17 protein-coding genes and 1 tRNA gene are annotated in these 22,512 nt (G+C 72.2%); 10 read left to right on the top strand and 8 right to left on the bottom strand.

What is annotated here, in order from left to right:
• Window positions 1-14: 14 nt before the first annotated feature.
• Window positions 15-2,144, bottom strand: a complete 2,130-nt coding sequence (locus D1J51_RS05215; RefSeq protein WP_119074135.1) for a bifunctional lysylphosphatidylglycerol flippase/synthetase MprF — start codon at window positions 2,142-2,144, stop codon at window positions 15-17.
• Window positions 2,145-2,323: 179 nt separating this feature from the next.
• On the opposite strand from D1J51_RS05215, the gene D1J51_RS05210 reads away from it, so the two are divergent.
• Window positions 2,324-3,364: a zinc-binding dehydrogenase gene (locus D1J51_RS05210; protein WP_119074134.1), complete on the top strand. Its 1,041-nt coding sequence runs from the start codon at window positions 2,324-2,326 to the stop codon at window positions 3,362-3,364.
• Between the two features lie 114 nt (window positions 3,365-3,478).
• Here D1J51_RS05210 and trpS read toward each other — a convergent pair whose 3' ends face one another.
• From trpS to D1J51_RS05195, 3 genes are all read right to left on the bottom strand, one after another.
• Entirely contained in the window at window positions 3,479-4,492 is a 1,014-nt protein-coding gene (trpS, locus tag D1J51_RS05205; protein ID WP_119074133.1) for a tryptophan--tRNA ligase, read from the bottom strand.
• Between the two features lie 93 nt (window positions 4,493-4,585).
• Window positions 4,586-5,452: an exodeoxyribonuclease III gene (locus D1J51_RS05200; protein ID WP_119074132.1), complete on the bottom strand. Its 867-nt coding sequence runs from the start codon at window positions 5,450-5,452 to the stop codon at window positions 4,586-4,588.
• 20 nt (window positions 5,453-5,472) lie between these two features.
• Window positions 5,473-6,351 carry an exodeoxyribonuclease III gene (locus D1J51_RS05195; RefSeq protein ID WP_119074131.1) on the bottom strand — a complete coding sequence of 293 codons (879 nt, stop codon included), beginning with the start codon at window positions 6,349-6,351 and terminating at the stop codon, window positions 5,473-5,475.
• 213 nt (window positions 6,352-6,564) lie between these two features.
• Here D1J51_RS05195 and D1J51_RS05190 point away from each other — a divergent pair, with 213 nt between their 5' ends.
• The 3 genes from D1J51_RS05190 to D1J51_RS05180 all read left to right on the top strand — a co-directional run bounded on the left by D1J51_RS05190 (window position 6,565) and on the right by D1J51_RS05180 (window position 10,795).
• Window positions 6,565-9,210 carry a helix-turn-helix transcriptional regulator gene (locus tag D1J51_RS05190; protein ID WP_162903670.1) on the top strand — a complete coding sequence of 882 codons (2,646 nt, stop codon included), beginning with the start codon at window positions 6,565-6,567 and terminating at the stop codon, window positions 9,208-9,210.
• Between the two features lie 111 nt (window positions 9,211-9,321).
• A complete protein-coding gene (locus D1J51_RS18580; RefSeq protein ID WP_119074129.1) occupies window positions 9,322-10,632 on the top strand; it encodes an LCP family protein in 1,311 nt (436 codons plus the stop codon).
• 71 nt (window positions 10,633-10,703) lie between these two features.
• Window positions 10,704-10,795, top strand: a tRNA-Ser gene (locus D1J51_RS05180).
• A gap of 210 nt (window positions 10,796-11,005) precedes the next feature.
• Here the strand turns inward: D1J51_RS05180 and D1J51_RS05175 are convergent.
• Both D1J51_RS05175 and D1J51_RS05170 read right to left on the bottom strand, forming a co-directional pair.
• Window positions 11,006-11,701 carry an SDR family oxidoreductase gene (locus tag D1J51_RS05175; RefSeq protein ID WP_119074128.1) on the bottom strand — a complete coding sequence of 232 codons (696 nt, stop codon included), beginning with the start codon at window positions 11,699-11,701 and terminating at the stop codon, window positions 11,006-11,008.
• Window positions 11,680-13,860 (bottom strand): FAD/NAD(P)-binding protein, encoded by a 2,181-nt coding sequence (locus D1J51_RS05170; RefSeq protein ID WP_119074127.1) that lies wholly within the window; start codon window positions 13,858-13,860, stop codon window positions 11,680-11,682. Before D1J51_RS05170 ends, D1J51_RS05175 begins: the two co-directional genes overlap by 22 nt.
• A 131-nt stretch (window positions 13,861-13,991) precedes the next feature.
• On the opposite strand from D1J51_RS05170, the gene D1J51_RS05165 reads away from it, so the two are divergent.
• From D1J51_RS05165 to D1J51_RS18320, 5 genes are all read left to right on the top strand, one after another.
• A complete protein-coding gene (locus D1J51_RS05165; RefSeq protein WP_119074126.1) occupies window positions 13,992-15,635 on the top strand; it encodes a TIGR04028 family ABC transporter substrate-binding protein in 1,644 nt (547 codons plus the stop codon).
• The gene (locus tag D1J51_RS05160; RefSeq protein ID WP_119074125.1) at window positions 15,632-16,675 is read left to right on the top strand and encodes an ABC transporter permease; all 1,044 of its coding nucleotides are present in this window, start codon (window positions 15,632-15,634) and stop codon (window positions 16,673-16,675) included. Before D1J51_RS05165 ends, D1J51_RS05160 begins: the two co-directional genes overlap by 4 nt.
• Window positions 16,672-17,547, top strand: coding sequence for an ABC transporter permease (locus D1J51_RS05155; RefSeq protein ID WP_119074124.1), 876 nt, complete (start codon window positions 16,672-16,674; stop codon window positions 17,545-17,547). The genes D1J51_RS05160 and D1J51_RS05155 overlap by 4 nt, the downstream gene beginning before the upstream one ends.
• A complete protein-coding gene (locus D1J51_RS05150) occupies window positions 17,544-19,265 on the top strand; it encodes a dipeptide ABC transporter ATP-binding protein (protein ID WP_119074123.1) in 1,722 nt (573 codons plus the stop codon). The genes D1J51_RS05155 and D1J51_RS05150 overlap by 4 nt, the downstream gene beginning before the upstream one ends.
• Window positions 19,266-19,343: 78 nt before the next feature.
• Window positions 19,344-20,315 (top strand): carboxymuconolactone decarboxylase family protein, encoded by a 972-nt coding sequence (locus D1J51_RS18320; RefSeq protein WP_240422943.1) that lies wholly within the window; start codon window positions 19,344-19,346, stop codon window positions 20,313-20,315.
• Window positions 20,316-20,419: 104 nt separating this feature from the next.
• Here D1J51_RS18320 and D1J51_RS05140 read toward each other — a convergent pair whose 3' ends face one another.
• A complete protein-coding gene (locus D1J51_RS05140; RefSeq protein ID WP_119074122.1) occupies window positions 20,420-21,211 on the bottom strand; it encodes a helix-turn-helix domain-containing protein in 792 nt (263 codons plus the stop codon).
• A gap of 100 nt (window positions 21,212-21,311) precedes the next feature.
• On the opposite strand from D1J51_RS05140, the gene D1J51_RS05135 reads away from it, so the two are divergent.
• A complete protein-coding gene (locus tag D1J51_RS05135) occupies window positions 21,312-21,875 on the top strand; it encodes a VOC family protein (RefSeq protein ID WP_119074121.1) in 564 nt (187 codons plus the stop codon).
• A gap of 45 nt (window positions 21,876-21,920) precedes the next feature.
• Here D1J51_RS05135 and D1J51_RS05130 read toward each other — a convergent pair whose 3' ends face one another.
• Window positions 21,921-22,484 (bottom strand): helix-turn-helix domain-containing protein, encoded by a 564-nt coding sequence (locus tag D1J51_RS05130; RefSeq protein WP_119074120.1) that lies wholly within the window; start codon window positions 22,482-22,484, stop codon window positions 21,921-21,923.
• Window positions 22,485-22,512: the final 28 nt, after the last annotated feature.

Raw genomic sequence — 22,512 nt, 5'->3', positions numbered from 1 at the left:
CGGAGCGGCGCGGATCAGCCCGAGCGGCCGACCGTCGCGGATGCGACGAGATCCCGCAGCGAGGCGTCGGGCAGGTAGGCGCGGGTGAGCGCGATCCCGATGCGCGGCAGATCGCCCTCGTCGCGGTAGAGCAGGTGCAGCGGCTCGTGCCGCGGGTTGAACTTCTGCTTGAAGCGGTGCAGCGACTTGAAGCCGTAGAGCGGCTCGATGAGCCCGCCGATCTGCTCGAGCACCTGATCCACGGGGCCGGCTTCCGCGTCCCGAGGCCGCACGAGCGGGGCGCCCGAGAGCGACACGAACTCGTAGTCCCGGTCTGAGAAGTGCTGCGCCGACGCGGCGATGAGGAACTCCATCACGGGGCCGAAACCGCCGTCGCGTCGCCGCATCAGATCGAGCGTCCAGCCGACGATCCGGGGCTCGCCACCCGTCCTCGCGGACGCCCCGTGGACCGGCAGCCACGACGTCACCCCGTGCAGGCTGCCGTCACCATCGACGGCGATGGCGACGCGGGTCTCGGGATCCAGCGCCTCGTCCACCGTGCCCAGGGTGAACCGCATCTCGGGCAGCCCCTTGTCGCCGCTCCACTGCTCCGAGATCGCCCGCACCTGGGCGAGCACGTTCCACGGCTCGTCGGCGAGCCGCACCATGCGGAACTCGATGCCCTCGCGGCCCGCCCGATTCATCGCCGTGCGCACGGGCCCCCAGGCCTTGCCCTTGAACTCGAGGCCGGGCAGGTCGACGATGGTGTCCTCGGCCACGATCACCGAGCGCCACCCGGCGGGGCGCGCGGCGGCCGCGGCGCCGCTCGCCGAGAAGACGCACGGGATCAGCCCAGCCTGCTGCGTCACCCGTTCGAAGTCGGCGAGCGCATCCGCCCGCGCCGCCTCGGGAACGATGGGATCTCCCAGCATGATCGCGACGCCCGCGTGCGCCTGGTAGGCGACGGCGCCCTCGCCGGCGGCCGCGACGCGGTCGTTGGCGTTCCACGTGGCCATCCAGGAGATCGTGCCGCCGCCGAAGTGCCGCAGGCGGTCGATCAGCTGCGCCCGGGTCAGCGGCTCCGCGGCGAGGCGGCGTCGCGCCGGTCGCAGCCGCACCCGCCACGCGGCGCGCCCCGCTATGAGGAGGACGAGGATCGCGGCCCAGAACAGCGCCGGGGCGACGAGCAGCCCGAGCAGATCCGTGGGCGCGGCGACGGCTCCGAGGTCTACGAGCACCGGCAGCAGGGCGATGCCCAGCACGCCGGTCGTCACGTTGTAGGCCCCCAGCACGATCGCCGCGATCCAGGCGACTCGGAAGCCCTGCCTGATGCCGTTGGCGATGAGGGCGATGATGATCACGTCGACGGCGACGTCGACGAACGACGCCGTGGGGGCGTTGCTGCCGAGCGGCCCGTCGTAGGGAACGACGAGGTCGAGCACCTGGATGACGCCGATCGCGACGAGCGCCGCGAGCCCGATGAGCCGCCACTCGCGCTGGCTCGGCCTGCCTGCGGGGCGCCGGAAGGCCGGCAACCAGCCGCTCGCGACCAGCGCGGCGACCGCTGAGACGGCGTGCTCCAGATCGTAGAGCTGGCCCAGATAGAGCACGGAGATGCCGACCCACACCGCGATCGCGAGGCGGGCCCGCAGCCGCCAGGGGGCGGGCAGCGTGGCGACCGCGAAGACGAGCGTCGTGAGCGCGCCGCCCGAGGGGCCGACGTCGTAGGTCTCGGAGAGTCGCACCGCCCACGGCCACCCGCCCTGCGAGACGATGACGAGGATCCCGGCGGCCCCGAGCACCCCGACGAGGTGGCCGCCCGCGAAGAGCCCGGCGGTGCGCAGCGAGCCGAAGCGCCACTCGGACCACCCGAGGCCCCCGGCCACGAGCGGCAGAAGGGTGAGGTAGACGAGTGGCGAGTCGACGAAGAAGGGGGAGGTGAGGATCGTCCACCAGCGGCCCTCGGCGAGGGCGGGGAGCCCGGTCGCCACTTGCGGGTACCACGGCTGCTGCGCGGCGGGGGTCAGGATCGTGCCCGTTACGGCGCCCACCACCAGCATCGCGAGAACGAACGAGATCGTGAGGGGCACGCGACGGAGCGCGGCGACCGATGGAGGGCGCCGGCGGACGGCCTCGGCGGTGCGGACGCGGGCGTCGTCGGTCATGGGCTCAGTCTACGGATCCCGAGCGTCAGGGGCCGTGACGTCGCCGCCGGAAACGCCCGGTGAAGACAAAGTGACGGCTGATGCTTTACGGAGACGACGGGAGTACCCTGAGGTGAGGACGCCGATCCGACGCCCTGAACAGTTGCGGTCGCAGACCCGCGGCCAGAACAGGAGAAGCGATGCGCGCAGTGACCTACGTGAAGAACGACACGGTCGAGATCTGGGACAAGCCCGTTCCCGAGATCGAGCCGGACGAGGTGCTGCTGAAAGTCGGCGGCGCCGGCCTCTGCCACTCCGACATCGCGATCATCGGCATGGGCGACGAGAATCCGCTCATCGGCGGCACACTCGGCCACGAGGTGGCGGGTACGGTCGCGAAGGCGGGCGCAGAGGTGCGGGGATGGAACGAGGGGGACGGCGCCCTCGTGGCGCTGATCCTGTCGTGCGGGCACTGCCGGGAGTGCCTCGCGGGGCGCGACAACCAGTGCGAGGTCGTCTACCCGCGCGACGCGCTCGCACCGCTGTCCCCCGGCATCGGCAGCCCGGGCGGCATGGCCGACTACATCGCGGTGAAGGCGCACCACCTCGACCCCATCGGCGGTCTCGACCCGGTGGAGGCCGCCCCGCTCGCCGACGCGGCGCTCACCCCCATGCACGCGATCAACACCGTGCGGGACCGCATGACCGGCGACGCCACGGTCGTCACGATCGGGCTCGGCGGGCTCGGGCACATGGCGCTGCAGATCCTGGCGGCGACCACCGGATCCCGCATCATCGCCCTCGACACCGACCCGGAGAAGCTGGCCTTCGCCGAGAAGAACGGCGCCGATCTCACGCTGCCGAGCGACGGCGGCGCCGCTGCGCGGATCCTTGAGGAGACCGGCGGGATCGGGGCCGACGTGGTGCTCGACTTCGTGGGCGTGCAGCCGACGGTCGATCTCGCGCTCGCCGTCGTGCGCGGCGGCGGCGCGATCCGCTTCGTGGGCCTCGGTGGAGGGGCGTTCGAGTACGTGGCGGGCAGCGGCACCGGCCTGCCCTGGGGCGTCAACATCGAGCGCGCGTACGGCGGCACCCGCTCGGACATGCGCGAGGTCGTGGCGCTCGCGCAGGCCGGCAAGATCGGCGTCGAGGTGGTGCGCTACCCGCTCGACGACGCGCTGCAGGCCTTCGACGACCTGACCAACGGCCGTGTGCAGGGACGCGCGGTGCTCGTGCCGTAGTGCCGAGTTCTCCCCTCCGGCCCGGGCTCGGCGAGGGATTCGGCTTCGGTCAGGCGCTCTCGGGCGCACCGGCCCGACTGAAGCCGAACCCCTCGCCGAGCCCGGGCCGGCGGCTCACCGCCGCAGCAGGCCGATGCGGTCGTAGACGAGGTCGAGGGTGCGGCCCGAGACCTCGTCGGCGCGATCGGCGGCCGCGGTGAGCAGGCGGTCGAGTTCGGCCCGATCCGCCAGCAGCTCTTCGGTGCGGGCGCGCACGGGCGCGAAGGTCTCCTCGACCACCTCGACCAGGCTCTTCTTGAGGTCGCCGTAGCCGCGGCCCGCGAACTCCGCCTCGATCGACGCGACGGGGCGCCCGGTGAGCACCGAGTAGATGGTGAGCAGGTTCGAGACGCCCGGCTTCGCCTCGCGATCGAAGCGGATCTCGCCGTCGGCGTCGGTCACCGCGCGCATGATCTTCTTCTTCGTGACGTTCGCGGGATCGAGCACCTTGATGAGCCCGGCCTCCGTCTCGGCCGACTTCGACATCTTCGCGGTCGGCTCCTGCAGGTCGTAGATCTTCGCGGTGCCCTGCTGGATCTGCGCCTCGGGCACCGTGAAGGTCTCGCCGAAGCGCGAGTTGAAGCGGTTCGCCAGGTCGCGCGTCAGCTCGACGTGCTGGCGCTGATCCTCGCCCACGGGCACCGCGTCCGCCTGGTACAGCAGGATGTCGGCCGCCATGAGCACCGGATACGTGAAGAGCCCCACCGAGGTCGTGTCGGATCCGTAGCGCTGGGACTTGTCCTTGAACTGGGTCATGCGGCTCGCCTCGCCGAAGCCCGTGAGCGTGTTGAGCACCCAGGAGAGCTCGGCGTGCGCGGGAACGTGCGACTGCACGAACAGCGTCGACCGGGCCGGGTCGATGCCCGCGGCGATGTACTGCGCCGCGGTCGCGCGGGTGCGCTCGGCGAGCTCGGCCGGATTCTGCGGCACGGTGATGGCGTGCAGGTTGACGACGCAGAAGAAGGCGTCGTACTCCTCCTGCATCCTCGTCCACTGGCTGAGCGCGCCGATGTAGTTGCCGAGGTGCAGCGAGTCGCTCGAGGGCTGCATGCCGGAGAAGATGACGGGCTTGGGGGTGCTTGTACTCATTGGGGTAACTCTCTCCCGAGGCCGAGACGGCCTCGGCGTGGTCGTGGCGACGCGATGCGCTGCCCGTAAGCGGGGAAGATCTCGAGGGCGGAGTCAGCGCCCGAGAGCGTAATCGACGACCACGGGCGCGTGATCGGACCAGCGCTCGGCGTAGGAGGCGGCACGGTCGATGGCGTAGTGCTCGACGTGCTCGGCGAGCGCCGGGGTGACGACCTGGTAGTCGATGCGCCAGCCCGTGTCATTGTCGAAGGCCTGGCCGCGGTTCGACCACCAGGTGTAGGGGCCGTCGACCTCGCCGTGGAAGCGGCGCCCCACGTCGACCCAGCCGAAGCCGGGGCCCTCGGTGCCGTCGACGCCGAGCACGTTCTCGCCGCGCGGGCCGAAGAAGCGGTCGAAGTAGGCGCGCTCGCGGGGCAGGAAGCCGGATCGCTTCACGTTGCCGCGCCAGTTCTTGATGTCGAATTCGCGGTGGCCCACGTTGAAGTCGCCCACGATGGTCACGAACTCGCGCTCGTCGATCAGCTCGTTCATGCGCACGCCCATCGCGTCGAGAAAGGCCCACTTGGCCTCCTGGCGGGGGGTGTCGACCTCGCCCGAGTGCGTGTAGTTGCTGATCACCGTGATCGAGGAGCCGCCGACCTCGAAGTCGGCCTCGAGCCAGCGGCCCGACGACTGGATGCGATCCTGCGCGTCGAGCGGCCCGAGCCCGACGCGGTGCGCGGTCGCCGGAGCGCGGCTCGCGATCGCGACGCCGGCGCGGCCCTTGATCTCGCAGGGGTCGTGCAGCACGTGCCAGCCGTTCCCGCCGAGGAACTCCTCGAGGTGCTCGTCCTGCGCGCGCACCTCTTGCATGGCGAGCACGTCGATGTCCCGGCGCTCGAGCCAGTCGCCCATGCCCTTGCGATACGCGGCACGGATGCCGTTGACGTTGACGGTTGCGACGCGCAGGGTTTCAGCCATGCGGTCCAGTCTACTTGCGGTCAGAACACCATGGGCCGGTCGTACTCGTCCTCGAAGGTGCCGCCGAGCAGCGCCGGATCGATGTCGACGACGACGGGCACGTGGTCGCTCGGCGCGTCGCCCTTGCGCTCGTCGCGCTCGATCGAGGCGCCGGTGACGGCGTCGGCGAACGCCCGCGAGCCGAGGATGAAGTCGATGCGCATGCCCTGGTCCTTCGGAAAGCGGCCGGCCTTGTAGTCCCAGAAGGTGAAGCCCTCGGGTACGATCGGCCGCACGACGTCCTCCACCGTCGCCGAGAACGAGGCGAACGCCGCGCGCTCCTCGGGCGAGACGTGCGTGGACTCGCCCACCGTGAACGACGGATCCGCCATGTCGCCGTCGAAAGGGGCGATGTTCCAGTCGCCCATGAGCGCGAGCGGCAGATCCGGATCCTGCTCGAGCCAGGCCTCGGCGTCGTGCCTCAGCGCCTCGAGCCACGCGAGCTTGTAGTCGAAGTGGGGGTCGCCCAGCGCCCGGCCGTTGGGCACGTACAGGCTCCACAGCCGCAGGTCGCCGACCGTCACGCCGAGCGCGCGGGCCTCGAGCGGCATCCCGTTCGGGCCGGCTCCCTGCACGGCCTCCTGGCCTTTGACGGGGTGTCCGAATCCCGGCATGTCGGTGAAGGACCGCGCAGCGTCGGTCATCTCGTGCCGGCTCGCGAAGGCCACGCCGTTCCACTGGTTGAGCCCGTGGATCTCGAGGTGGTAGCCCGCCCGCTCGAAGGCATCGACCGGGAACTGATCGGGGCGGCACTTGATCTCCTGCATGGCCAGCACGTCGATGTCCTCGCGGACGAGCCAGTCGACCACGCGGCCGAAGCGTGTGCGGATCGAGTTGACGTTCCAGGTGGCGATGCGCATGGAACCAGCGTAGCGGGGGCGCGAACGGGGAGGGACAGGCTCCGCGCACGCCCGGGAGTGCGACTCATGTCTATGCGTGAAATGGATGATCTACGCCAAAGGTCCAGGTGCATCTTTGACGAAAGTCTGAGAATCGCTTGCAATTTCATCGGGGAACAGGCGAGAATCTGGCGGGGGCGCATTTCAGGGGGCTGAGGGAGCAGGAGGATGCCGATGCTGGTCGGTTCCCGAGGTGATATCGAGGGTTCGCGGGACGTTCTGGAGCGTCGCGTTCGGCCATCCACGACGATTCCGCACCGTCTCGAACGCGTGATCGACGCCGCCGAGCCGTCGGCGTCCGTCACCCTGCTCATCGGAGAACCCGGAAACGGCAAGGCCTCCCTCGCGCAGCAGGCGGCGGAGGAGTTGAGGAGCCGCGCGACCGGCGTCGAGACGCTGGTGCTGCCGCACCCGCCGCGCGCCTCGAGCGGCATCGCCTCCGTGTTCTCCGCCGACTTCGGAACCTTCGGCGAGGAGCAGGATCCGGCCGAGCTGTCGCGCCGCGTCCTCGAGCAGGTCGAACGGTGGATCGGCGGGACCGACCTCGTTCTCGTCGCCCTCGACATCGACGACTACTCGCCTCTGGACTCGCAGATCCTCGCGCATCTCGCGCGCGCTCGGCGCGTGCGGATCATCGCCACCGCGAGATACCTCACGAGCGATGTCGAGCGGATCTGCCACGGACCGAGCGGTCGCCTGATCTCCATCGGCCCTCTCGATCTGGCCGAGAGCGGCACCTACCTGGCTGACCTGCTGCGGGTGGAGCGCATCGAGGCCGAGACGCTGCGCGGATGGCACGAGGCGTCCGGCGGAAACAGCCACGCGCTCACGACGCTCGCCCTCGCCAGCGACCGGACGGGCGCGCTGCGCCGCGCCCGCGGCACCGCGTGGGTGCCCTCCGACGCCGACCAGGTGCCCCACGAGTTCGCCGACCTCGTCACCGAGACCTGCACCGCAGAGGAGCGGGACGCCCTCGAGCTGATCGCCCAGGCCGAGCCTGTGATGGAGTCGACCCTGCTGCGCAGCATCGACGCCGCGTGCCTGTCGAGGCTGTTCGAGCGCGGCATGGTGGCGTCGAAGACGCACGACGGCAGGCCGTCGCTCGTGGTGACGCACCCGCTGCTCGCCGCCTCGCTGCGCTCCGGGATGTCTCCCGTGCGCATGATCCAGCTCAGCGACCAGATCTTCCGGGCACTCGACGAGGACCGCGGCGGGTGCGACCCGACCCACGCGCCCGACCGCCTGATGCGATTGGTGGTGTTCGGACTCGAGGGCGGACGCGAGCTGCCGCTGGAGTGGCTCTGGACGGCGCTCGAGCTGACCGACCGGGGCGGCGATCCGCGTCTGGTGCTGCGCCTGGCCATGGCCACCGCCGTGCACCCGGGGGCCGAGGCCGGGCAGGCAGCCGTCGCCGTGCTGCGGGCGTCGCGGATCGCCAACCTGCTCGGCGACGGCGGGATGATGCGCAGTGCGCTGCGCATCATCCGCGGGCTGCTGGACGACCCCGCGCGCTCCGACGCGCTCGAGCAGCGGATCAGGGTCGCGCTGCACACCACGCTGATCCGCCAGACGATGTGGGAGGGCGGGGACATCTCCCTGGCGCTCGCCGCCCTGGACGAGCTCGACGGGGAGGTCGAGGCGGCCGATCCGATGACGACCGAGGTGGTGCGCAGCACGAGGGTGTTCGTGCTCGCCTGCTCGGGGCGCATCCGCGCGGCCGCCGAGGCCGGCCCCCGCCCCGAGCTGTCCCCGGACCTCGGCGTGGAGTGGGCGCGGTCACCGGCGCGCGCGATGCAGGGGCTCATCCTCGAACAGCAGGGCGCGCTGATGCAAGCCGTCTCGAGCGCCGAGAACGCGCGGCGGCTCAGCCGCCTCGGCCCGCGGTCGCGAGCCGACCACGTCGACCTGCAGGGCTTCTGCTGGCTGCTCGGCTACTGGGTGAGCGGGAGCGGCGAGAGCGCGCGCCAGGTGCTCGACGAACTCGTGACGGAGGCCTACGCCGACACCCACGCCGAGGCCCGGTACTCGGGATTCGTGGAGACGGGAGGCGTGCTGCTCGGCGTGCAGGAGGGACGCTGGAGCGACGTCGTGGAGAGCGCGGAGCGCCTCGTGGATCGATTCGAGCGGCACGACAGGTACGGCCTGGCCGCCCTCGTCCAGGCGGCCCTCGCGCTCGCACTCGCGGTGACCGGCGAGCGCGAGGCGGCGATCCGCGCGATCCACGCCTCGGAGGTGCCGCTGCCCGGCATCTCCCTGGCGCTCGGCGGGCACCGCCGCATCCTCGTGCTCCGCGCGCGGCAGTGGCTGCGCGGAGGGGACGTGCTCGCCGAGGCCGAGCGGGTCGCGGAGTGGGCCCGCGCCGAGGGGCTCGCGCTGATCGAACTGCAAGCGCTGCACGCGATCGCCTTCGAGACGCGCGCGCCCTCGGACGAACTGCTCGAGCGGGCCCGGGCGCTCGCCGCGGACATCGACCCGGCCGTCGGCGATGCGTTCGTGGCCCACATGACGCGCATCGCCGCGCAGCCGGGGCTCACGGCCGTCGACAGCGAGGAGCCGGAGGTGCGGCTGCTCGCCGATCTCGGCATCTGGCTGCCCCTGCCGCCCGTTCCGGGGCTGACCGCGCGGGAGCGGGAGGTCGTGCTGCTGGCCGCGCTCGGGCACACGAGCCGCTTCATCGCGGAGCGGCTGTACATCTCGGCGCGCACGGTCGAGACCCACCTCTCGAACGTCTTCGCGAAACTGGGCATCGAGAACCGGGACGAGCTGTGGCGCTGGGCGGCCCGGAACCGTGCCGAGACGATGGCGATGGCGCCGGCGTGACGGCGACCCAGCCTCGTCGGCTTCTCCAAGGGCTCACACAGTAGCCTCGGGTACATTGGGTCGTTATTGACGAGCGCGGTGGTCGCTGCTCGCACGAACCCGGGAAGCTGAATGGCCAAGAGAATCGCTGAAGGCGTGGAGCGCTCGACGTCCGTGCGACACGGCAGGCTGCACCGGTCGAGCAGCTGGGGCAACGCGCTGCGCGTGCTGCTGACGGCCGCCATCGTGGTGACGCTGAGCGGCGTCGCGACGGCGGCCTACGCCGTCTGGGGCCTCGTCTCCGACGTTCGCACGGTCGACCTGGGCGCCCAGGCCAAGGCGGTCGGCGCCGGCGACCAGACCATCAACGGCGACCTGGCGGTTCTGCTGGTCGGATCCGACACCCGCCAGGGTCAGGCCTATCAGGACGGCGAGGAGGGCGAGCTCAACGACGTCAATCTGCTGCTGTACGTCTCGGCCGACCACAAGAACGCGACCGTGGTGAGCTTCCCCCGCGACCTCATGCTTCCAATCCCGAGCTGCACCGCCCCGGACGGCACGCAATACCCGGCGATGAGCGAGCAGCAGCTCAACAGCGCCATGACCTACGGGGGGCTTCCCTGCGTGGCGAGCACCATCTCGGAGCTCACGGGCATGAACATTCCCAACGCCGCCCTCATCACCTTCGACGGGGTGATCGGGGTGTCGAACGCCATCGGCGGCGTGGACGTCTGCCTCACGCAGCCCATCGTCGACGAGAAGACCGGGCTCGACCTGCCCGCGGGCATGAACACCCTGGTCGGGTGGGACGCGCTGCAGTTCCTGCGCACCCGGTACGGCGTCGGTGACGGCGGTGACACGAGCCGCATCAGCAATCAGCAGGTCTTCATGTCGTCGCTCGTGCGCGAGCTCAAGAGCGCCGAGACCCTGTCGGATCCGGTCAAGGTGTACGGCCTCGCGAAGGCGGGCGTCGACAACATGACGCTCTCGAGCAACATGGCGAGCGTGGAGTTCATGCAGCGGGTCGCGAGCACGGTGCGCGACATCGACCTGAACCGCATCAACTTCGTGCAGTACCCCTCGTTCTCGCACCCCTACGCGGAGGGAAAGCTGACTCCCGATTACACCAGCGGGCAGCTGCTCTTCGACGTGCTCAAGAGCGGAAAGCCGATCACGGTGACCGGTACCGGCGAGGGCGTGGTGAAGGAGGGCGAGGGGCAGCCGGCCGATCCGAACGCCCCGGTCGATCCGAACGCCCCGGTCGACCCGAACGCGCCCACCGATCCGAACGCGCCGGCCGATCCGAACGCGCCGACCGACCCGACGCCGTCGACCGGCCCGACGCCGTCGACCGGCCCGGACGGCTCGGTCGTGCTCCCCGACCGGATCACGGGCACGACGCCCGCCGTCGCGACCTGCTCCGCCGGGCGCACGGTGCCCTGAGCCTCCTCGGACCGGGGCGATTTCCGGAGGGACGCGTGGTCCGGTTAGAATGGGTGACGTTGTTCGCGTATGGAGACGTGCCGGAGCGGCCGAACGGACTTCACTGCTAATGAAGGGTCGGGGTTGAACTCGACCGGGGGTTCAAATCCCCCCGTCTCCGCCAGACGGACAACGCAAGAGCCCCCGCCTCGGCGGGGGCTCTTGCGTTCCCTCGCGCCCCATCGCCCGCCTTACGGTCATGGCGGTCGACCCGATCCGTGTGCGCCTTCCGGGGGTTCCGTCTCGGGGCGAACGCCCGAAAGGCGCACACGGATCGAAGGCGGGGCTGTCGGCGCAGCGGGGAGCGCGGACGGGCGCGGCGCCCGGACCGCCGCTAGATGCGACTGATCTCCTGGCGGGGCCGCACCGCCAGGTCGGTGATCTGCACGTCGGCGGGCGCGTCGACGACGAAGCGCACGGCGCCCGCGACCGACTCGGGACGAATGTAGCGCTCGGGGCGGTACTGCTCGGCCGGGACCATGGAGCGCAGCATGTCGGTGTCGGTCTGCCCGGGAGCCACGGTGACCACGCGCAGGCGGTGCGGCTCCTCGTCGATGCGCAGCACGTCGGCGACGGCGCGCAGCGCGTGCTTGGTGGCGGTGTAGACCGCGCTGCCCGGGACGGGACGGGTGCCCGCGCCCGATCCGATGAAGACGACCGTGCCTCGCGCCTCGCGCAGCAGCGGCAGCGCGAGGCGCGTGAGCACCGCGGGCCCCGTGACATTGACGGCGAAGTGCGCGGCCCAGTCGGCGGCGTCGGCGGCGTCGACTCCCAGCGTGCGGGCGATCGCGGCCGCGTGCACGAGCACGTCGAGCCGGTCGAGCCCCGCGATGCGGTCGGCCAGGGCCTCGGCGTCGGTGACGTCGAGCCGCCACGGATCGGCTCCCGTCTCGGCCGCGACGGCGGCCAGTCGCGAGGCGTCCCGGCCCACCGCGATGATGCGGTGGGTGCGGGCCAGTTCGCGCGCGATCTCGCGGCCCATGCCGCTCGAGGCGCCGGTGACGAGTGCTAGGGGGCGGACGTCAGACATGCGGGGTCCTTTCTGTCGGGGGCGGCGGTCGCGACGCGGATGGCGCTGCGGGCGACCCGGTCGGTCTCTCGCAGCATGGGCGGGTCGGTGCCCGGCATGGGGCTGATGATGGTGCCGTGAACGGCCTCGTCGACGGGGATCCCGGCGACGTGCACGGATCGGTCGGTCGAGCCGTCGGCGCCGATCAGCAGCCCCGTCGCGGGATCGATGTCGAAGGCGCCGGTCGTGGCGCGCGGCCCGCGCCGGGCGGGCACGGTGAAGGCGCGGGCGCGTCCGTCGACGACGAGGCTCCGCGCCAGCGGGTCCGCGGTCTCGGCCAGGCTGTGGAAGTGCATCCACGCGTCGATGAGGGCGGGCGCCGAGACCTCCGAACCCGCGACGGCCGGCGAGCTCGCGACGAAGCCCCGCTCGTCCACGGCGACCCGCGCCGTCGGCCCTATGAAGCGCACGAGGCCCCGCTCGGCGAGCGCCACCAGCTGGCGGTTGCGGAAGGCGGGCGGGCCCGATCCCACCATGCCCCCGATCGCGATCAGCAGATCGTAGCCCGATGCGCGCGACTCCGCGTCGAAGCCGCCCAGCGAGCCCACGGCCCCGGCGACGCCTCGCGCCGCACTGATCGACCACAGGCCGGCCTTGAGTGCGCTGTCGCGCCCGAGTCCGGCCTCGCGCAGGTCCTCGAGCACGCGGCGCCGCACCCAGGCGTCGAACTCGTCGGGGCTCTCGAAGCCCCGGTTCACGGGTCGCATCTCGGCGGCGAGGTCGAATCGGAGCGCCGGATCGGGCACGAACGGTGCGAGCGCCTCGCCGATGCGCGCGGGGGCGGCGAAGAGGTCGACGGGCTCCGAGGCTCGCTGCGCCTGCTCGCGGGCCAGGCCGTCGACGGCCCCGGCGACGGCGGCGATGAGCTCCTCGCTCGAGGCGGCCACGGCGTCGGGGCGCGTGCGGCGCAGCGTCGCCGTGTAGTCGAGGTACGCGTCGGCGACGATGAGCGGCCACAGCCGCCGATCGAAGTCGATGGGGCGCGGCTCGGCGCTCCAGTCGATGCTCAGCGCGAAGCGCTGGGCCGGGCTCGGCGGCAGCGAGCCGTAGAGGGTCTTCGCGCGGAAGGGCACGCCCCGGTGCGAGGCGACGTGGAGGATCGGCTCGCGCCCCGACGGCTCGTAGCGCAGCCCGCCCGGGGCGGCCGGATCCTCGACGAATCGCCCGCCCCGGCCGATGGTCAGCAGGGCCATCGTGTCGAAGAAGCCCATGCCCATGCCCCGCACGATCGCGCGGGCGCCTGGCACGATGCCCTCGAGCTCCTGCTCGACCGGGCTCGCCGGCCGCACCCACGTCAGCTCCGGACGCGCCGACAGCGCAGCGGCGAGCGCGCGCTCGGCCGCGGTCTCCTCGCGCGGCATCCAGCCGGCGGCGATGACCACCGAGTCGGCGGTCACCCGCCCCCCGTCCGCGAGCCGCACGATGTCCCGCCCCTCCTCGGCATTCGCGGCGCGCTCGATCGCGACCGCCGGCACGTGGTGCCGGATCACCCGCACGCCCGCGGGCAGTGACGCCACGGCGCGGTGGTAGCACCAGCTCAGGTACTCGCCGTAGAGCGCGCGGCTGGGGTGGGAGTCGGGGCGGGTGCGGGCGAGCTCGTCGCGGTAGTCGGCCGCGAGGCCGTCGCGCACGGGGAAGGAGTCGAAGGCGGCGACGTGGGCGGCCGGGATGCCGGCGACGCGGATGGCGAGCTCGGGATCGACCCGATCCTGATCGGCCGGCCGGGTGCCGCCACGCCGCACGAGCAGGATCCACTCGTAGAGGGTGGGGCCCGGCCGCACGGGGCCGGCCACCGTGCTGCCCGGTTCGGTGAACAGGGTGACGGCGTGGGCGAGCGTGTTCATGCACAGTTCGCGGCTCTGATCGGTGCGCCAGATGCGTCCCGGGCCCGACTGCGCTGGGTCGATCACGTGCAGATCGAGGGCGAGCCCGTCGAGGGCCGCGACCTCGAGGTTCGCGCCGATGCGCTCGATGAGCGATGCGCCCCGCGGACCGGCGCCGACGAGGGCGATGGAGGCGCGCTGCGGGCGGGCGGGCGCATCGTCGTTATACGCGGCCGGGTCGCGAACGGTGAAGGCGGATGACCGAATGCGACGGCCGGAACTCGGAACGGATTTCATGAACTTCTGTGACGGGGCTATTTTTCGATATCTTATGACACGTATAACAATAGTTGCATCGTACGCATTGCCGCGCAGACGTCTGCCCGGCGCGGTTCACCGCAAGATACCAAGAGACCAGAGGAGTCCCCATGAAGAAGCGCCGTGCCGTCTGGATCGGGGCCGTCGCCGCCATCGCGATCGCGGTGACGGGCTGCTCCGCGAGCGGCGGTGGCGGGGGGAATGCCGCGACGGGCTCGTCCGGAGGCACCCTCACCTACCTCGAGCCTCAGACCTGGATCACGCTGTACCCGCCGGCAGGCGGCTTCTACCCGAACGGCGGCGTGATCAACCAGATCACCGACCGCCTGCTGTACCAGAACCCCGAGACCCTGGAGCTCGAGCCCTGGATCGCGGAGAAGCTGCCCGAGGTGAACGAGAACGCCACCGAGTACACCTTCACGCTGCGCAAGGGTGTGACCTACTCCGACGGCACGCCGCTCGACGCGGCGAACGTGGTGAAGAACATCGACCTCTTCGGCAAGGGCGACCCGAATCGCGCGCTGCCCGTCTCCGAGGCGATCAACAACTACGACCGCGGCGAGGTCGTCGACGAGCGCACGGTCAAGTTCTTCTTCTCGGCGCCGTCTCCCGGTTTCGCCCAGGCGGTGTCGACCATCAACTCGGGCCTGCTCTCGAACGACACGCTCGACCGCACCAGCGAGGAGTTCGGTCCGGGCAATGCCACCGAGATCATCGGCAGCGGTCCCTTCGTGATCGAGAACGAGAAGATCGGCAGCGAACTGTCGCTGAAGACCCGGGCCGACTACGCCTGGGCGCCCGCGTCGCGCGACAACCAGGGCGCCGCCCGGATCGACGGCGTGAACTTCATCGTCGCGAGCGAGGCCAGCGTGCGCGTCGGCACCGTCGTCTCGGGCCAGGCCGACGTCGCGCGCACGATCCCGGCGCCCGACGAGGGGCAGTTCGCCGCTGACGGCCTCGAACTGGTCGCGGCGCCCACCAACGGCGTCAACAACAGCCTCAACTTCCGCTTCGGGAACCCGCTGCTGCAGGACGTCAGGGTGCGCCAGGCGCTCATCGCGGGCATCGATCGCAAGACGATCGTCGAGACGCTCTTCACCGCCAGCTACCCGCTGGCGACCGGCGTCCTCGCCAAGAGCGCGCTCGGCTACGTCGACACCTCGCAGAACTACGTGTTCGATCAGGACCGGGCGAAGCGGCTGCTCGACGACGCGGGCTGGAAGCCCGGATCCGACGGCATCCGCGAGAAGGACGGCCAGAAGCTGATCCTCACCTTCAACGAGGCGCTGCCGCAGCCGCGCTCGAAGGAGGTCGTGACGCTCATCCAGGAGCAGCTCGCCCAGATCGGCGTCGGCGTGAAGATCTTCGCCGGCGACCAGGTGGCGCAGGACGAGGCGCAGCGCAGCCTCGACACCGTCCAGGTCTTCCACTCGATGGTGGGCCGCGCCGACTTCGACGTGCTGAAGTCGCAGCTGTACTCGGGCAACCGCAATGCGCTCGTGAACCTCGACCCCGGCACGGGCGACCTGTACGATCCCGAGCTCGACGCGATGCTCGCGAAGATCGCGTCCGTGCCCACGGTCGAGGAGCGCCAGGCCGCCTCGGCCGCCGCCCAGCAGCGCATCGCGGATCAGGCCTACGTGCTGCCGCTCTTCGAGGAGCCGCAGGTGTTCGGCCTGCAGTCGAGGGTGAAGGGCTTCGAGACCGAGTCGATCGGCCGTCCGTCGTTCTACGACGTGACCATCGAGCGATGACCCGGGCGGCGCTGCTGCGGCGCGTGGGCCAGGCCTTCCTGGTCCTCGTGCTCGCCTACACCGGTGCCTACATCCTGCTCGCGGCGCTGCCCGGCGACGCCGTGATGGCGCGCTACGGCAGCCCCGAACTCGGCCTCACCGACGAGCAGATCGCCGAGATCCGCGCCTCGTACGGCATCGACCGACCGCTGGTGCTGCGATACCTCGAGTCCATCGGGGGATTCGTGCGCGGCGACTTCGGGTACTCGGTGCAGAGCGGCGCGAAGGTCTCCGACCTCATCGCCGAGGCCCTGCCCTCGACGCTGGCGCTGGCGAGCATCGCGCTCGTGGGCGCCGTGCTGCTCGCCGTGATCATCGCGTTCACCGCGAGCTACGGCAAGGGATCGTGGCTGCGCCGCCTGTTCCGCAACCTGCCGCCGTTCTTCATCTCGCTGCCGGTGTTCTGGATCGGCATCGTGCTCATCCAGGTGTTCTCGTTCAGGCTCGGCCTGATCCCCGTGATCGGGGCGAGCCCGGCGCAGGCGCTGATCCTGCCCGCCGTGACGCTCACCATCCCCATCGCGGCGCCGCTCGCGCAGGTGTTCCTGCGCAGTATCGACGAGGTGCGCGAGCAGCCGTTCGTGAACGTCGTGCGGGCCCGCGGCGCGAGCACGTCGTGGCTGCTCTGGCGCAACGTCGCCCCCAACGCCCTGCTGCCGGCCATGACGATGGCGGGTCTGCTCTTCGGCGAGCTGGTGGGCGGCGCGATCGTCACCGAGGCCGTCTTCGGGCGGGTCGGCATCGGCAGCCTCACCGCGCAGGCGGTCGCCAACCGCGACACCCCAGTGCTGCTCGCCGTCGTGGTGATCGCGACGGTGGCGTTCGTCACCATCAATCTGCTGGTGGATCTGCTCTACCCCGTGCTCGACGCGCGGTTGCGGCACCGCGGCGGGCCGGGCGGCCGCGCCTCCCGGAGGTCCGCGCCCGCCGGCCCCGCGGCGGGCGCGACCGACGCCCTCGCCCCGTCCGCGCGCAGCACGACCGCGGGAGGCGCCCGATGACCGCCATCGTCTCGACCGCGACGCCCGGCGCACCCGCGGGCCCCTCCCGGGGGGCGCGAGCCGCGAGCGCCTGGCGCGCCGTGCTGCGGCCCGGCGTGCTCGTGCCGCTGCTCGTGCTGCTCGTCGCGCTCGCCTGGGCGGTCGCGCCGGGCCTCTTCACCTCCGCGGACCCCACCCAGCAGGTGGGCGCGGCGCTGCAGGGGCCGAGCGCCGAGCGCTGGTTCGGCACCGACGCGACGGGGCGCGACGTGTACGCCCGCGTGGTGCACGGGGCGTCGCAGTCCATCAGCGCGGCGCTCATCGCGGTGCTCGTGGGCCTCGTCTTCGGCTCGCTGATCGGCGTGACGGCGGGCGCCACGGGCGGCAGGGTCGACGAAGCGCTCATGCGGCTGGTCGATGTGCTGCTGGCGATCCCGACCCTGCTGCTGTCGCTCAGCGTCGTGATCCTGCTCGGCTTCGGCACCGCCAACGCGGCCGTCGCGGTGGGCGTCACCTCGGTCGCCGTCTTCGCCCGGCTGTCGCGCTCGCAGGTCGTGAGCGTGCGCGCGAGCGAGTTCGTCGAGGCCGCTTACGGCTCCGGCGGCACGTTCTGGAGCGTGCTGCGGCGCCACGTGCTGCCCAACTCGCTCACCCCCGTGGTCGCCCTCGCGGCGCTGCAGCTGGGGTCGGCGATCCTGCAGATCTCGACACTCGGCTTTCTCGGCTACGGGGCGCCGCCGCCCACCCCCGAGTGGGGTCTGCTCATCGCCGAGGGGCGCAACTACGTGGCCACCGCCTGGTGGCTGACCACCCTGCCCGGCCTCGTCGTCGTGGCCGTGGTGATCGCGACGAACCGCCTGAGCCAGGCCATAGGCGCGGGAGGAGACCGATGAGCGAGGCGCCCCTGCTGAGCATCCGCGACCTCGCGGTGCAGTACCGCACGAGGCGCGGCGTCGTCGACGCCGTGCGCGGCGTGAGCTTCGACGTCGAGGCGGGCGGGGTCACGGCGGTCGTGGGCGAGTCGGGATCGGGCAAGACCACCGTCGCGCAGTCGGTCATCGGCCTGCTCGCCTCGAACGGGCGCATCGTCCGAGGCGGCATCACGCTGAACGAGCGCCGCCTCGGCACGACCGAGCTCGTGGGCCTGCGGGAGCGCCGCTGGCAGGATCTGCGCGGCCGCTGCATCGGGCTGATCCCGCAGGATCCGGGCAACTCGCTCAACCCGGTGCAGACGATCGGCAGGTCGATCAGCGAGTCGCTGCGCATCCACGGCAGGCCGAGCCGCGACGAGATCCGGGATCGCGTGCACGCGCTGCTCGAGCAGGTGGGCATCGACGACCCGATCCGCCGTGCGCGGCAGTACCCGCACGAGTTCTCGGGCGGCATGCGGCAGCGCGTGCTCATCGCCGCGGCCATCGCCAACAGCCCCGAGCTGATCATCGCCGACGAGCCGACGAGCGCGCTCGACGTCACGGTGCAGCGCACCGTGCTCGACCTGATCGACCGCCTGCGCGAGGAGACCGGCACGGGGGTGCTGTTCATCACGCACGACCTCGCGGTGGCGGCCGACCGCGCCGACAGCGTCGTGGTGATGCGCGACGGCGAGGTGCAGGAGTCGGGGCTCAGCGCGCGGGTGCTCGCGCACCCCGAGTCGGAGTACACGAGGCAGCTGATGGACGACGCGCCCTCGTTCGGGCGCATCGTGGTGCGGGAGCGGTCGGAGGCGGCCGAGTCGTCCGCGCCGCGCACGTCGGCCGAGCGCGAGGGCGCGCGCGGCGCCGTCGCCGCGAGACGCGACGCGTCGCCACGAGCGGCCTGCCGCGTGAGCGAGCTGCGGCAGGAGTTCGGGCGGGGCGCCGACGCGTTCGTGGCGGTCGACGGCGTCTCCTTCACGGTGGTGCGCGGCTCGACGCACGCGCTCGTGGGCGAGTCGGGATCGGGCAAGACGACCACGGGGCGCGCGATCGCGGGCTTCTCGAAGCCGACCTCGGGCAGCGTGCGCGTCGGCGACGCCGAGGGCGGCGGGGTCGAGGTCACCGAGCTGCGCGGAGGGGCGCTGCGCGAGTTCCGGCGCACCGCGCAGATGGTCTACCAGAATCCGTACGGCTCGCTCGATCCGCGCCTCTCGATCGGGCAGACCCTCGCCGAGCCCCTCAAGAACTTCCGCATCGGGTCGCGGCGGGAGCACGCCGAGCGCGTGGCCCGCGCGCTCGAGCTCGTCGCGCTGCCGCCCGAATTCGCGCACCGCCAGCCGCGCGAGCTCTCGGGCGGACAGCGGCAGCGCGTCGCGATCGCGCGGGCGCTCATCGTCGAGCCCGAGCTCGTCGTGCTCGACGAGGCGGTCTCGGCGCTCGACGTGACGGTGCAGGCGCAGATCCTGCGGCTGCTCGCCCGGCTGCAGGACGAGCTCGGGCTCACCTACGTGTTCATCTCGCACGACCTCGCCGTCGTGCGGCAGATCTCCGACACCGTCTCGGTGCTGCAGGGCGGACGGCAGGTCGAGCACGGCGTCACCGAGGAGGTCTTCGGCAGCGCCCGGCACCCCTACACGCGGCGGCTCCTCGAGGCGATCCCCGGGGCCTCGCTCGCGTCGGGCCACTGGGAGATCTAGGGATCCCGCCCCGCCTCCCCGCGAGAATTCGACCCGGATCGGGCAGCGACCGCAGAATCGCCAGCAGATAGGAGTCCCATGACCACCGGCGCCACCGCCCAGACCGACATCATCGACGCGCTCACCGGCATCGCCCCGGGCGACCCGCTCGACGCCGCCCGCGGGCGACGGCCCGACGCCCACGCGCAGGGCAGCTTCGAGGCCCTCTTCCGCCCCGTCGACGCGTCGCAGGTGTCGCTTCCCGAGCGCGCGGCCATCGCGCTGTTCGTGGCGCGCCTGCACGAGCAGCCCGCGGCGGTGGCGTTCTACGGCGCGCTGCTGCGCGAGACCGGAGGCGGCGCGGGGCTCGAGCCCCTGATCGTGGCCGAGGCCGAGCGGGCCGCGGGATCCGGCCCCTACGGGGCCTTCCGCGCCGAGAACGCGCCGGAGAGCACCGACGGCGCCGTCTACGCCGTGGCCTCGGTCGAGGCGGCCTACGCCCTCGGCGACCGGCGCGCCGACGGCGCCTCGGTCGAGGCCGGCGAGCTGGGGACGCTCGCCGCGGAGGTCGCGCGCGCCGCGCGAGAGGGACTCGGCGGGGCGGATCCCGCGCCCGCCGTCGAGCCCGCCGAGCAGCTGCCGCCCGCTCCCCGGGTCGCCGAGCCGCCGCGCTTCACCCAGGACTCGCTGTGCTGGAAGCCGTGGCTCGAGCCGTTGCCCGTCGCCGAGTTCACGGAGCGCCACTACGAGGCGCTCGTGGAGCGGGAGCGCACCCTCACCGACCTCGACATCTTCCACAACGCCAACGCCGCCGCGCGCCGAGCGCGAACTCGCCGCGCTTCAACGGCTGCGTGTTCTGCGCTTCGGTGCACTCGCGCTTCGGCGCGAGGTGGGACGCGCTCATCAATGCGACCGTCGCACTCATGGCCACGCCCTCCCGCTTCGGCGAGGCGGAGGTCGCGGCGCTGCGCGGGATTCGACGAGCTCGAGCTGCTCGACGCGATCCAGGCGGGCGCCTTCTTCAACTGGGCCAACCGCCTCATGCTCTCGCTGGGGGAGCCCACCGTCTGAGCCCGGGTGGTGCCGTCGAGCCGTGCCGCGCAGATCCTCACCCGAGCACACCGATTCGCCGCAAGTCCTGTGTGTGAGCGCGGATCTGTGCGTTACTGCCGGGGCTACATCTGCGCCCGTGCGCGATACTCGCTCGGGGTGACGCCGAGCAGCGCCTTGAAGTCCGAGGTGAAGTGGGCGTGGTCGGCGTAGCCGAGCTCGCTCGCGAGCGCGGCGATCCCGAGCCCCGCGTCCTCGCGCAGCCGCTGAGCGCCCTCCTGCAGCCGGCGCCTGCGGATCATCGAGTGCAGCGAGAGGCCGAAGAAGCGCTCGGCGAGCCGCTGCAGGGTGCGCGCCGAGGCGTGGAGCAGCGCGGGGAGCTGGTCGGCGCGGGTGACGGCGGGATCGGCGATCGCCTCGGCGAGCTCGTTCGCGAGCGCCCCGTCGGCGCCGGGCTGCGGGACGCGCTCCAGCAGCCAGCGCGAGAGCACCTCGACCGCGCGCGCCCTGCGGGCGTCGCCGGGCGCTTCGGGATCGGCCATCGCGCGGGTGACCTCCTCGAGCAGCGCGGCGTCGGGCACCGGGCGCTCCGCGTCGCGGCAGCGCGCCGGATCCGGAACGAGCGCCGGCACCGCGGCCGGCCGCAGCAGCGCGCCGACCGCCCAGCCGCTGCCCGTGAGCACGCGCTCGGACCGCCGCGTGGTGGGGCCGACCGCCGTGGTGCCCGCGGGCTCGACGACGAGGTTGCAGGCGGGGTAGGGGAGCAGCTCCTGGCGCGATTCCGCGCCGCGGGGCAGCGACCACTCCGGGATCCAGAACCAGTGCACCGCGTGGGCGAGCGCGGGAGGCGGCGCGAGGCGGTGGAACTCGGGGAGGCGCTGGGGGTAGAGGATGCCCCGCCGATCCTGCTCCTCCATGTCGTCTCCCTCCGGCGATCGCGGGGAGGCGCCGTCGCCCGCGCGGCATCGTGGCGCAGATCTGCAAGCGGCGACCCCGGCCCGATCCTACGCTGAAGGCATGAACGCGCACGAGACCCGCGCCGCGAACGGCGCGCACACGACCGACGGGATGCCGCACGGATCCACGAGCCTCACCCCCTTTCTCGCCATCCCGCGAGCCGCGGACGCCATCCACTTCTACCGCGACGTGTTCGGCGCGCGCGTGGTCGACGTGACGGAGATGCCGTCTCCGGCTCAAGACGCGGACGCGTCGCGTCCGTCGTCGGAGCCGCCGGGCCCACCGGCCCGGGTGGTGGTGCACGCCGAGCTCGACTTCGGCAGCGGCCACCTGCAGCTCGGCGAGCCCGTGCCCGACTACCACCTCGTCGCCGCGCCGGAGGGCGAGGACGACTGCTATTCCATAGGGCTGTACGTGCCCGACGTCGACGCGACCGTCGAGCGCGCGGTGGCGGCCGGCGCGACCGTGCGCGAGGCGCCCGCCGACTTCGTCTCGGGCGATCGCTTCGCGAGCATTCGCGACCCGTTCGGCGTGCGGTGGTCGGTGATGACCCGCGTCGAGGATCTCTCCGAGGAGGAGAGCGCCGCCCGCGTGGCGGAGTGGGCACGGAATTTTCAGGGCTGAACGCATCGCGTTCGGCCGAATTCCGTGCCGGCCCGGGCGGCAGGATCAGGTCGCTCCCTCGTCGTGGCTGTGCAGGTGCAGGCGCTCGCCGACGGTGTTGAAGATGCTCACCACCTCGGCGGGCCGGGCGCCGACGGCGCGTATGCGGTGCGGCACGGTGGTGTCGAACTCGGCCGCCTCGCCGCGGCCGAGAACCAGCTCCTGCTCGCCGAGCGAGAGCCGCAGCCGCCCGGAGAGCACGTACAGCCACTCGTGCCCGTCGTGGACCTGCGGCGGCCGCTCGGGCGCGTCGGGGTGGTAGGTGATCTTGAACGCGCGCACCTCCGACTCCTCGCGGGTGAGCGGGGCGATCGTCATGCCGTCGCGCCGGATCGGGCGGCGCCTGACGCGGGGGTCGCGGTCGAGCGGCTCGAGCAGGTCGTCGACGCGGATCCCGAGCTGCCGCGTGAGGGGGAGCAGCAGCTCGAGGCTCGCCTGGCGCTTGCCGGATTCGAGGCGCGAGAGCGTGCTGACCGAGAGCCCGGCGCGACCCGCGAGCTCGTCGAGCGTCCACCCGCGCTCGCGGCGGGCGGCCCGCAGGCGGGGGCCGAGCTGCCGCAGTTCGTCCACGAGCACTCTCCTTGCTGATTCGGCAAAC

The sequence above is a fragment of the Leucobacter sp. wl10 genome (assembly GCF_003569785.1).
Classification (GTDB): domain Bacteria; phylum Actinomycetota; class Actinomycetes; order Actinomycetales; family Microbacteriaceae; genus Leucobacter.
Note: the sequence above shows the minus strand (reverse complement) of the source record. Positions and strands in the feature narration are given on the sequence as shown.